Annotated in this window: 8 protein-coding genes and 1 pseudogene; 4 read left to right on the top strand and 5 right to left on the bottom strand. The window is 65.1% G+C overall.

Annotated features, from left to right (window positions below; translation table 11 throughout):
* On the bottom strand, positions 1–507 hold a 507-nt coding region (locus tag JWP83_RS18165; protein ID WP_297732599.1), incomplete at its 3' end, for an AMP-binding protein.
* A gap of 241 nt (positions 508–748) precedes the next feature.
* Positions 749–1,002, bottom strand: a pseudogene (locus tag JWP83_RS18160) (GMC family oxidoreductase); the annotation flags it as partial.
* A gap of 531 nt (positions 1,003–1,533) precedes the next feature.
* Between JWP83_RS18160 and JWP83_RS18155 the strand changes: the two are divergent.
* The 4 genes from JWP83_RS18155 (at position 1,534) to JWP83_RS18140 (ending at position 7,693) form a co-directional block, all read left to right on the top strand.
* Positions 1,534–1,881: a helix-turn-helix transcriptional regulator gene (locus JWP83_RS18155; protein ID WP_297732597.1), complete on the top strand. Its 348-nt coding sequence runs from the start codon at positions 1,534–1,536 to the stop codon at positions 1,879–1,881.
* 668 nt (positions 1,882–2,549) lie between these two features.
* Complete coding sequence (locus JWP83_RS18150) at positions 2,550–3,251, top strand: helix-turn-helix domain-containing protein (protein WP_297732595.1); 702 nt, start codon at positions 2,550–2,552, stop codon at positions 3,249–3,251.
* Positions 3,252–3,277: 26 nt separating this feature from the next.
* Positions 3,278–5,797, top strand: a complete 2,520-nt coding sequence (locus tag JWP83_RS18145) for an NAD(P)-binding protein (RefSeq protein ID WP_297732593.1) — start codon at positions 3,278–3,280, stop codon at positions 5,795–5,797.
* A 258-nt stretch (positions 5,798–6,055) separates the two neighbouring features.
* Positions 6,056–7,693 (top strand): GMC family oxidoreductase, encoded by a 1,638-nt coding sequence (locus tag JWP83_RS18140; RefSeq protein WP_297732591.1) that lies wholly within the window; start codon positions 6,056–6,058, stop codon positions 7,691–7,693.
* Between the two features lie 347 nt (positions 7,694–8,040).
* On the opposite strand, the gene JWP83_RS18135 is transcribed toward JWP83_RS18140, so the two are convergent.
* The 3 genes from JWP83_RS18135 to JWP83_RS18125 all read right to left on the bottom strand — a co-directional run bounded on the left by JWP83_RS18135 (position 8,041) and on the right by JWP83_RS18125 (position 9,516).
* On the bottom strand, positions 8,041–8,850 hold the full coding sequence (locus tag JWP83_RS18135) for a DDE-type integrase/transposase/recombinase (RefSeq protein WP_297732589.1): 810 nt from the start codon (positions 8,848–8,850) through the stop codon (positions 8,041–8,043).
* Positions 8,799–9,152: a helix-turn-helix domain-containing protein gene (locus JWP83_RS18130; RefSeq protein WP_297732587.1), complete on the bottom strand. Its 354-nt coding sequence runs from the start codon at positions 9,150–9,152 to the stop codon at positions 8,799–8,801. The genes JWP83_RS18135 and JWP83_RS18130 overlap by 52 nt, the downstream gene beginning before the upstream one ends.
* Positions 9,153–9,375: 223 nt before the next feature.
* Positions 9,376–9,516, bottom strand: a complete 141-nt coding sequence (locus JWP83_RS18125) for a hypothetical protein (protein ID WP_297732585.1) — start codon at positions 9,514–9,516, stop codon at positions 9,376–9,378.
* Positions 9,517–9,691 lie beyond the last annotated feature (175 nt).

Here is a 9,691-nt window from a genome sequence, read left to right as displayed (position 1 = left end):
GATCGGCCGCAGCCTCGACACCGGGGCGTTGTGCTGTAGCGGCACCGTCACCAGACCGAGGTAGGCGCATACCATGTCGACGACCAAGTAGTCAGCACTGGAGAATCCGACCGTCGCGACCAGGTCTCCGACGGTGACCGGATGGGCGGGGTCGTGGCGCCAGGCGCTGGCGATCGCCCGCACCCGGTCCCACACCTCGCGGTAGCTGATGGTCTCGAACCGGGGCTGCAGCTGTACCGATGTGCGGCCGGTGGCGGCGTCGTTGACCAATTCGCGGGCACGCTGTCCAAGCGCCGGGCGATCGGCGTAGCCCTCGACGATCGTCTCGAAGATCTGGGTGAGCCGGAGATCGGGCGCGCAGGCCGCCTCGATCACCTCGGGAAGGGGAGCGGCCGCGCGGAATTGCGGATCACTTTCGTAGAACTCGGCCACCCGGCGGGCTAACCGTTCGTCTCGGGTGCCGGCAATCTCGGAAAGTTGCGTGTCGTGGAGTGAGTTGCTCGTCATAGCGTGTCCTTCCGCCTTTATTTGTACTTCGAATCGAGACACTGCTCGGACGATGAATCGGTTGCGCCCTGCGACTGTGACGTTGATCACTGTTGGCGCAACGACGAAGGTCAGGTGATCGGTGTAGCCCAAAGCGACCATTGGCCGTGCGTTCCTTGCGAATCCAGATCTTGTACGGCGGTGGACTGAGGGCACCGAACTCAATGGGTTGCGAGCGGAGTTTCTCTATACCTGTGGCGCCGCCCAGGTTCCAAGGCCACTGTTCTGGTCTCATCACCTCCGGTACCTCATCGGGGCCGCCAGCCTCCAGCAGCGGCACGGTCACATCCGGGTTTTCGGCCAGCCGACGCGCCACCACCGATCCCGACGAGCCCGATCCGCAAACATGAAGTCGTACTGGGGTTTTAGATCCGCGCCGAGCTGCTGCTGATTGCGACGAACCCGCTCGGCGAACTCGGCTGCGGCAAGGTCTGTTTCGTCGAAAGTCCTAGTCATATCCTCTTCTCATTTCGATGTGTTGGGTGGACGCTCATGCGGGACAAGGTCAGCCGGGCTTGACTGAGCGCTTTCCGACACGGCTTCATTGCTACCCCGGTTGCGGTCATGTTCGAAGGCGTCGGGATGGGCCAGGACGCTCGTTGGCTAATGATTCGCGTTCGGTGGACATTGTTCAGAATTTTCGAATGAGTGCTCATAGCCATGGTCGCGCGAACGCCCTGCACAAGCTCGGCGGCCGCAAAAGCCAAACTCGCTCAACGCATTCAAAGGCGACACGTGTCGCTTAGTACCCCTGTCGGCTGACGGTTTCCAGATTTCGGCGCCGGCGACGCGTCTCGCAGCCTGCGTCTGCGGTGACACCTCAGGCGTGTAGCGCTGAGTTGTGATAGCGGGAAGCGCTGATGGGTGTCAGCGGTAGCGACGTGGGTACCGTAGACGGCAATCCTCAAAGGCACCCCTGCACGGTGGTTCACGACAGAGTGACCCGGTCGGTAGGAAGTGACGACGATGATGGGAGAAAAGCGATGGGTGACGCCTGAACCAGGCCGGCCGGCGGCGGTCCATGACGCGATGGACATGATCGAGGCCGGACCGCACCTGCCGCTGACCACCTCGACAGTGGCGAAGCGATGCCACGTGAGCGTGCGCACGTTGCAGGAGGGATTCCAACGGCACTTGAGCATGTCACCGATGGCATACGTCCGCGTGGTCCGATTGCGCCGCGCCCACCGGGATCTGCGGTCCGCGCATCCCGCCCACAGCACCGTCGCCTCCATCGCGCACCGCTGGGGGTTCACCCACCTCGGACGGTTCGCCGCCGCCCACAAAACGACGTACGGCCAAACACCGCTCCAGGCCCTGCGCGCTGCACGCTGAACTCACAAACACGGAAGGGCTGTGTAGCTCACCTATGCCGCAAAGTGGCGACAACGTCCGCCGAGCGCGAATCATTAGCCAAATAGCGCGGATCGGCCGGCTGTCGGAGGAACGCCGCCAACGGACTGCCTAGCCTCGCCACTATGAACTTCAAGATCGAATTCGCGGATGCTCGCGAGCGGGCCGCGATGGCGGCGGGGGTCCAGGTGGGTCGGGAATGGGCGTGAGCGATGTGATCGGTGCAGCCCCTTGGTCAGATGATGATCCCTGCACCGACCAGGCATTGCCATCACATCACTGTCAGCGGCTGGAACTGCAGCGGCAGCGACCATTTTCCTTTCGGCGATGATGCTCTCGGAGACGATCACCGCGGCGGCAGCTATCACGACGGCGGTGGCAGCGAGAGCGGACAGCGGTCGGCGGTCAATGACCGCACGCGTAAGGGTGCGTTGGCTGACACCGCTTCTCACGGCGGCCCGCGGGTGTGGCAGTGGTGGTAACTCCAACGGCAGCGGCCCGGCGATACTCGGCATCGGGTTCGGGGATCGCGAAGGCAATGAACTCTGTGTCCCGACGTCCGGTGATCCGGCTCGCGCTGAACGCTCTCAGGTCGATGGTGGTAGTGAGCGAATGTTGGGCGGCATGATCCGTAATCGGGACGCAGTGTAGTGGACTGCGGCACCCAGAATGGCGGCCGCAGCGTAATCGGCACCGCGTTTGAACTGTTGGATCATGTGGGTGCGCTGGAACCCGTGCGGCTGATCGATCTGGCGGAAGTAACCGGAATCCCGCGGCAAACGGTGCACCGGCTGCTCAAACAGTTGATCGAGGCAGGCGCCGTGCGGCGCGAGGGCACCCGTTACCGTCTCGGAGCGAGCTTGTTGGGACTGGGTTCTCGCGTCACGCCTGAGCGTCGCCTGCGCGTCGTCGCCCGCCGACCGCTGGCCGAACTCGCCGCCGCCACCGGCGCCGCTGTGAGCCTGTCGGCCACGATCGGCATTGACGCGGTGTTCCTCGACACGGTGGATGCGCGCGTTCCGCTTGGACCGGCTATGCCCGAAGCGGGCAGCCGGGTACCGTCGGGAACGGCCACGGCGCGGGCGCACACCGAAATCGGCCCACATGCACCGATTGTGGATGCCCGTGGTGGGCTGCCAGACATTAGCTGCGTCGCCGTAGCCGTTCCGCTGGGCGGTGGTGAACTGGCGGCGGTGACCACGCTCGTCGCCGGGCAGCGCCCGCCGGTCGCGTTGATGGCTGCCACCCGAGCCACCGGCGCCCGAATCGACGGCCTATTACGTGACGCCGGCGGCCCGAGAGTCTTTGATTCCCGCGGAAAGCTCACTCAGCGGGCGTTGGGTCGCCGGTAACGGCGCCCCTTTCTAACGTCGGAGACATGACCTCCTCTTCGACGTTCGACGTCATTTTCGTCGGTGCCGGGCACAACGCCCTAGTCGCTGCCAGCTACCTCGCCAGAGAAGGTCGCAGCGTGTGTCTGCTCGACCAGCGCCCGACGCCCGGCGGTTGGGTTCGCAGCGAGGAGTTGACCCTGCCCGGCTTCGTGCATGACACCTTCTCGGCATGCCACCCGCTTTTCGTCGGCGGCCCCGTATTCGCCGAGCTGGGAACCGAACTCGCCGAACATGGTCTGCGCTACGTGCAGGGTGAGGTGAGCACCGGTGCCTCGCTTCCCGACGGCCGCTCAGCGGTCATCAGCACCAACCCTGATGCATTGCAAGCCGAGTTGGACCGGCTTGGTGACCGACAAGCCTGGACAGAGCTCATCGCCGACGTGTCACCGCACCTTTCTCTGGTGCCCTTGTTGGGCATGGATTTGGACTCACCGGAGGCCACCGGACTGCTCAAAGGACTGTGCCGCCAGGCCGGCTCTTCCCTACCGTTTGCTGCCCTGCTGCACGGTTCCGGGCGCGACGTGCTCGGCGATCGGTTTTCCAGTGAGGAGTTGATCATGGCGTTGCTGCCATGGTTGCTGCACTTGGGGATCGGCCCGACTGACGCCGGGGGCGCCCTGTGGGCGGCGCTGCTGATGACCACCCTGCCCGCGGGCACCCCGGCTCCCGTCGGTGGCAGCGGTCGGCTGGTCGAGGCGCTCACCGGACTGCTCAGCGCCTGCGGCGGAGAAATCCGAACCGGCGTGGACGTCGACGCCGTCGTGACCGCCGACGGCCGCGCCACCGGGGTGCGGACCACCAAGGGCGAACAGCTCACCGCGACCCAGGCGGTGATCGCCAGCACCACACCCGACCAGCTCTACGGGCGGCTGCTGCGCGACGCGCCAGGCATCCCTGAATCGACACGGGCACAGGCGCGTCGCTATCGGTACCGCCGCGGCTGCTTTCAGATCAACCTGGCCCTGTCGGCGCGGCCCCGCTTCGCTGATTCCCGACTCGACGGCGGCGGCGGGATCAACGTAGGCCGCGGCCTGACCGAACTCCTGACTTCCGTTCGGCAAGCCGAGGTCGGATTGTTGCCCGGCTATCCATCGATCTCGTGGCACGAGCCCACCGCGGTCGATCCCGGTCGTGCGCCCGCGGGGCAGGCGGTGGTGCGGCTGCAGGTGCTCGATGTGCCGTTGCATCCGACCGGTGATGCGGCCGAGGAGATCGCTGTCGACGGCGGGTGGACGGCCCCGGTGGCCGAGCGCTTCGCCGACCGGGTGATCGCCGAGGCCGCCAAACACATCTCGGGTCTGGAACAGATGGTGTTGGCCCGACACATCCTGAGCCCCGCCGATCTGGCCCGCACTAACCCCAACGCCGGACCCGGCGACCACGCCTCCGGGCACAACGCCCTATCCCAGGCGTTCACCCAACGCCCGATCCCGGCGCACCGCGGCGGCTACGCCACCGCCGTAACGGACCTGTACCTGATCGGTGCGGCCAGCTGGCCAGGGCCAGGAGTCAGCGGCTCGTCGGGCCGCGCCGTGGCTCGACGCTTACTGAACCGGCCTGCCTCAAGGGAAACGCCGCGCAAGCAACCACCGAAACGAACTCAGACTGGCGGTCGATCGGTGGACCGCACCGCCGTCATCTTCCCGTCTGGTGGCGCGAGCTGCGCGGGCTGGCTGTACCGTCCGGGCGGCGTCGACGGGAATGTTCCCTGTGTGGTGATGGCTCACGGCCTCTCTTTGACCCGCCACGACGGTCTGGTTGCCTACGCCGAAGCGCTGGCCGAGGTGGGAGCGGCCGTGCTCGTCTATGACCACCGCTACCTCGGCGATTCCGGGGGTGAGCCCCGCCAGCTCGTTCGTATGTCCGCACAACTACACGACCGTCGCTGCGCGATCGCCCTTGCCCGTGGCCTGCCCGGTATCGATGCGGACAAGATCATTGTCTGGGGCTACTCGGTCAGCGGGGGGACGGCGGTCGAGGCGGCCGCTTCCGACCCGCGGGTGGCGGGCGCGATCCTGCTGTGCCCGTTTCTTGACGGCCGCGCCCGGGCGATCACCAACCTGACTAGCAATCCCGGTAACATGGCGTGGTTGTTTGCCCAGGCGATTAAGGGCATGGTCGGCAGCCATAGTCTGGTTCCGGCGACCGCACCGCCGGGCGGCCACGGGGTACTGACCTTGTGCGGCGAGGCCGACGGCTTCGAGTCGATGATCGACGCCGACTCGCCTTGGCGCAACGCGGTCGCGGCCGGCCCGTTTGCCACGGCCGCGTTTTACCGCCCGGTGACCAAGGCCCGAAAGCTCGCGTGCCCGGTGCTTGTGCAGCTTTGCGAACGCGACATCTCATCTCCCAGCAGGCCCATTCAGAACCTTGCGCAACGCGCACCGCGTGCCGAGTTGAAACGCTACGACCTCGACCACTTCCAGCCGTTCTACGGCAACAGCCCGGCGGGGATCGCCGCCGATCAAGCGGATTGGCTAAAGCGCACTGTCCTGAATGGTTGATCACCCGACCACGCGCCACGATTTGCAGCAAACCTCAAGGGAAACCTATGCCGCTCCAACGGGTTACCGGGCCACGCATGTCTCGGCACCGCCACCGTAGACACGCCCATACGCGGATGTTGTCGATCGACACGTCCGGCGCGGAGTCGGCTCCCGGCGCAGTTGCCCAACGCGGACGCAACACGCCAATGCTGCACTCCTGCAGCCGATTCAGCTGACAAAACAGTTCCAACAAACACACAGAAATGAGAAGAGCATATGAGCACTAACCCCGACGAAGCAATCGTCCGTGCCGACAAGTTCGCCGAACGGGTTCGTCACAATCAGCAGAAGTTGGGCGCTGAGCTCAAGCCGCAGTACGACTTCATTGTCTGCGGATCGGGCTCCTCGGGGTCTGTGGTGGCGCGTCGGCTCGCCGAAAACGCCGACCTCAGCGTGCTGTTGCTGGAGGCCGGCGGCCAGGATGACGTACCCACGGTGATGAGAGCAGAACAGTGGCATCTGAACCTTGGTAGCGAGCGGGACTGGAACTTCGCGGCCCATCCCAACCCGCATCTCAAGGGCCGCACGGTTCCCTATTGCATGGGCAAGGTCTTGGGTGGCGGATCGAGCATCAACGTCATGGCGTGGTCGCGCGGACACAAAAACGATTGGGATTATTTCGCCTCCGAAGCCGGCGACAAGGCGTGGAGCTATGAGTCGGTGCTGAATATCTACCGCGCCATCGAGGATTGGCACGGCGCGCCCGACCCCGAGTATCGCGGAACCGGAGGGCCGGTTTACGTCGAACCCGCCCCCGATCCCAACCCGATCGCGCCCGCCGGGCTCGAGGCCGCCCGCTCGGCTGGGATCCCGACATTCGGAAATCAGAACGGCCGCATGATGGAGGGCGACGGCGGCGCCTCGATCCTTGATCTGCGAGCCCGTGACGGATACCGCCAATCGATGTTCCGTTCCTATGCTTTCCCCTTCATGGACCGGCCCAACCTGACGGTTCTCACCGGCACGCTGGTCACCCGGCTCACGTTCGACCGGTCCGAGCGCAACCGAGTCACCGGCGTGGAGTTTTGCCAGGACGGAGTCGTCCACCGTGTTGATGCGGGATGCGAGGTGGTGCTCTCGCTGGGCGCGATCCACACCCCCAAGCTGCTGATGCAGTCGGGCATCGGCGACCGGGCCGGATTGCAGCGACACTGCATCCCCGTCGTGCAACATCTGCCCGGTGTCGGTCGCAACCTGCAGGACCATCCCCGACTCGACTGTGTCTGGGAGTATCAGCACCCGCTCCCGCCGCGCAACAACGGCGCTGAGGCGACCTACTTCTGGAAAAGCGACCCCAGTCTGGACACTCCGGATTTGCAGGCCTGTCAAGCCGAATTTCCGTTGTCGAGTGCGGAGACCGCGGCCAAATTCGATGTGCCCGAGTTCGGCTGGACATGGTCTAGCGCCGTGGTGCGGCCGAAAAGCCGCGGCCATATCTGTCTGACCGGCCCCGACCCGCTTGACCCCGTGGAGATCGAGGCGAATATGTTGTCTCACCCCGATGACCTGAAGGCCGCGATAGCTGGCGTGCAACTGTGCCGCGAGATCGGCAACTCCGCCGCGCTTGGTCCCTTCGTAAAGCGCGAGGTCATGCCGGGCAATCTGAAGGGTGCCGAGCTTGAGCGCTTCGTCCGCGATGCCACCATGAGCTACTGGCATCAAACCTGCACCGCCAAGATGGGCCGAGACCCCATGTCGGTGGTCGATGGCCAGCTGAAAGTCTATGGAGTCGACCACCTCCGTATCGCTGACGGGTCGATCATGCCCCGCGTCACCACCGGAAACACCATGGCCCCCTGCGTCATCATCGGCGAACGCGCCGCACAAATCCTCAAGGCCCAGCACACCCTGTGACGTCGCCAAACTGGTTGCTGCTAGCACCGGCCTGTTTCGGTGCCCGACACAGCAGCCAGCGGAGCGCTCGCCGACACGATCTGCACTCTGAAACTTCGCAACAAAGAGAGGCTTGATAGACATGTCTCAACGTCGGCAAGACCGGCGCGGCGATCGCGCCGACGCCGCACGCCGCCCGGAATCTATCCTGTGGAGCCCGATCGGTGGCGTGTATGGACCGGCGACATCCCTGACACGTTGTTGTCAGGACATCGCTGACAGTACCGGAGTTGTTGGCGGCTGGGCGTCCTTGCGCGGTCGGCCGCGTTTGCGGCCATTGCTGTGGTAGGTGCCGACGGGCCCCAGGATCAGCTCGCGTAGTACGGCACCGGCGGTGCGGTCGAGGACGACGAGCGTGGTCGGGTTTGGCCTCGATGACGGTGACGCGCTGGCCTTTCCAGTGCATGCCGATGCCGATTTTGCGTTTGCGGTAGTGGACGCTGCCGGTCGGAGAGACGATGAGTACCCGGGGGCCCGGTCTTGCGGCGTCGCGGCCGCGGGTCGCCAGGAGCGACCTTTGGGAGCGCTTGGTAGACCTCGACGGGTAGCTGCTGGCCCAGGCCTTGGTGTGGCCGCTGATGATTGTACTGCCAGCGGAATCGGTCGCATAGGGCTTGCAGCTCGTCGATCGTGGCGGCCGGCCCGTGGTCGGCGTAGTAGTCCTTGAAGGTGCGGTGGTAGCGCTCCAGCTTGCCGCAGGTCTGCGGGTGGGCCGGGCGAGAGCTGAGCTGGCCGATGCCCATGGCGGCCAGGCGCTGCTGGAAGTGCACGGGTTTGTGGCCGTCTCGGGAGATGAATTGGACTCCATTGTCGCTGATGAGCTGGCGTGGGGCTCCGTGCTCGGCGATCGCGGCTTCCATGGCCCGCCACGCGGTGGTGGCGGTGAACCGTCGGCTGGCGGTGGCACCAATGGCGAAGCCGGCATGGTCGTCGAGGATGTCAATCACCCAGGCGATCGATCCGTCGGCCAGGGCGACTTGCGTGCCGTCGATCTGCCATAAGTCGTTGGGGGCGTAGCGTTCGAAGCGCCGCCAGGCGGGTACGGCACGACGCTGTGCTCGCGGCGTTATGAGCGAATTGCGTTGCAGTACTCGGTGAATCGTCGAGACGGCTGGCACGTGCGGCGCGCCCGAGCGAACAAGTTGGTTATGGATAGTGCGGGCGCCCTACCACGGTTGGCCTTGCGCATGCGCACGATCTCGGCCTCGAGCTGTGCCCCGGTTTGATCCGGCGACGTCAACGGGCGGCGTGACAGTGGCGCCAAGGCAGCGACGCCATCGGCGTAGAGCCGGCGTTGGTAGACATGGAAGCTCTGCCGCGAGATGCCGTAGCGGCGACATGTCTCGGCCACCGTGATCTGGTCGCGCTTCGGGGTCAGCAGGATTTCCAACCAGCGTTCGTTCACGCTCAGCACTCTCACTTTCAGAGAGTGTCAGGGATGTAACCGGAACGATCTGTCAGCTATGTGTCCGGACCGAACACAAGGCTCTCTAGGAAGCTGGTCAATTTTCAGTTGCCGCGCTCTGGTCAGTATTCAGTTGCCGTCGACAGATGCGCCTGACGCTTGACAGACGCCGAAGCCATCAGCACGCACGGCACAGTGGTCATCCCCTCTGGGCAGCGCTCAACGCGGCCAGGCGTGCTCACTGTCCCATCGCTTCCTTGGCCCAGAGCGCGGCCGCGCGCATGAGCACATCGTGCTCCATCGCCAAGTCGGCGGTCGCCCTGCCGATGCCTGTTCCGCCTCCGGTCACGATGCCGACTTTGTTGGCCAAGGATGCCATGTCACCGCCTGCTCGCAGCCGCCGCCAGTTTGTTATGAGTCATGAACAGCATGGTCACGACCAGGTTCCGTCGATCCCGCACAAGAAACCATCCGCGCGAGACCCGCGCCATCGCATCCGTGGAATCCCTAGTCGGCTCCTCTCCCAACACAGCCCCGGACACCACGTCAACGCT

Source organism: Mycobacterium sp. (genome assembly GCF_025965855.1).
Lineage (GTDB): Bacteria > Actinomycetota > Actinomycetes > Mycobacteriales > Mycobacteriaceae > Mycobacterium.
This window is presented reverse-complemented; position numbering and strand designations above follow the sequence as displayed.

What these genes read in the sequence shown, in the direction of transcription:
- JWP83_RS18140 (WP_297732591.1), top strand. Translation starts at nt 6,056, where the DNA reads ATGAGCACTAACCCCGACGAAGCAATCGTCCGTGCCGACAAGTTCGCC.
- JWP83_RS18125 (WP_297732585.1), bottom strand. Translation starts at nt 9,516, where the DNA reads ATGGCATCCTTGGCCAACAAAGTCGGCATCGTGACCGGAGGCGGAACA.
- JWP83_RS18145 (WP_297732593.1), top strand. Translation starts at nt 3,278, where the DNA reads ATGACCTCCTCTTCGACGTTCGACGTCATTTTCGTCGGTGCCGGGCAC.